The sequence below is a fragment of the Noviherbaspirillum suwonense genome (genome assembly GCF_900182955.1).
In the GTDB taxonomy this organism is placed as follows: domain Bacteria; phylum Pseudomonadota; class Gammaproteobacteria; order Burkholderiales; family Burkholderiaceae_D; genus Noviherbaspirillum_A; species Noviherbaspirillum_A suwonense.
On record NZ_FXUL01000074.1, the window covers coordinates 1 to 1,212 of the forward strand.

General features: G+C 66.6%; 1 protein-coding gene. It reads right to left on the reverse strand.

What is annotated here, in order from left to right; all coding sequences use genetic code 11:
• Positions 1-1,212: cadherin domain-containing protein (locus tag QOL82_RS29145; protein ID WP_283445825.1), on the reverse strand; the 1,212-nt coding region annotated here is incomplete at both ends.

The window sequence follows — 1,212 nt, forward strand, 5'->3', positions numbered from 1 at the left end:
ATCTTGTCGCTGCCGAGCGTGAAGTCGGTGATGACATCCCATACCCGGGTCACGCTCCCGTCCGGCGGCGTCTGCCAGTTCGTGTTGGCCGGCGAATCCTGCGCGCTGGCGACGACGAAGGTGTCGCCGCCGCCATTGCCGGTGAGCGTGTCGGCGCCGCCGTTGCCCGTGAAGGTGTCGTTGCCCGCCGCGCCGGCCAGCGTGTTGTCCGCCGCGTTGCCGGTCAGGGTTTCATTGAGCACGTCGGTGACCGTCACGGCCACGGCCTGGGTCGTGTTCAACGTGCCGTCGCTGGCCTGCACGGTGAGGTTGTAGACATTGTTCGCGCCGGCATCGGTGGGTGTCTCGAAGTTCGGCGCGGCGGCGAAGGACAGTGCGCCGGTCGCGGCGTTGATCGTGAAAGCGCCCGCGTCGCCGCCGGCTACCAGGCTGTAGGTCACCGTGGGACTGTCGGCGTCGGTGGCGACGACCGCGCCCACCGCCGTGCTGTTTTCCGCGATGCTGAAGGCTGCCGGCGATGTGAACACGGGTGCTGCGCCCGTAGGCGTTTCGTTGACATCGGTGACGGTCACGGCCACGGCCTGGGTTGTGTTTAGCGTGCCGTCAGTGGCCTGCACGGTGAGGTTGTAGATATTGTTCGCGCCTACGTCGGTCGGCGCCTCGAAGTTCGGCGCGGAGGCGAAGGCCAGCGCGCCGGTCGTAGTGTTGATTGTGAAAGCGACCGCGTCGCCGCCAGCCACAAGGCTGTAGGTAACCGTGGGATTGTCGGCGTCGGTGGCGGCGACGATGCCAACAGCCGTGGAATTCTCCGGCAGCATAAAGGTGGCCGGCGACGTGAATGCCGGCGCGACATCGTTGACATTGGTAACTGTCACTGCAATCGCCTGTGTCGTGTTCAGCACGCCGTCGCTGGCCTGCACGGTGACGTTGTAGACATTGTTGGCGCCCGCATCGGTGGGTACCTCGAAGTTGGGCGCGGCGGCAAAGGCCAGTGCGCCAGTCGTAGCGTTAATCGTGAACGCAGATGCATCGCCGCCGGCCACCAGGCTGTAGGCCAGGGTCGGACTGTCGGCGTCGGTGGCGGCGACCGTGCCCACCGCCGCGCCGTTCTCCGGCGCCGAAAAAGTCGCTGGCGATGTGAAGACAGGCGCCGCGCCGATACCGCCGGTGAAGCCGCCAACCACGCCGATGAAGTCGCTTGCCGTCAGTGCC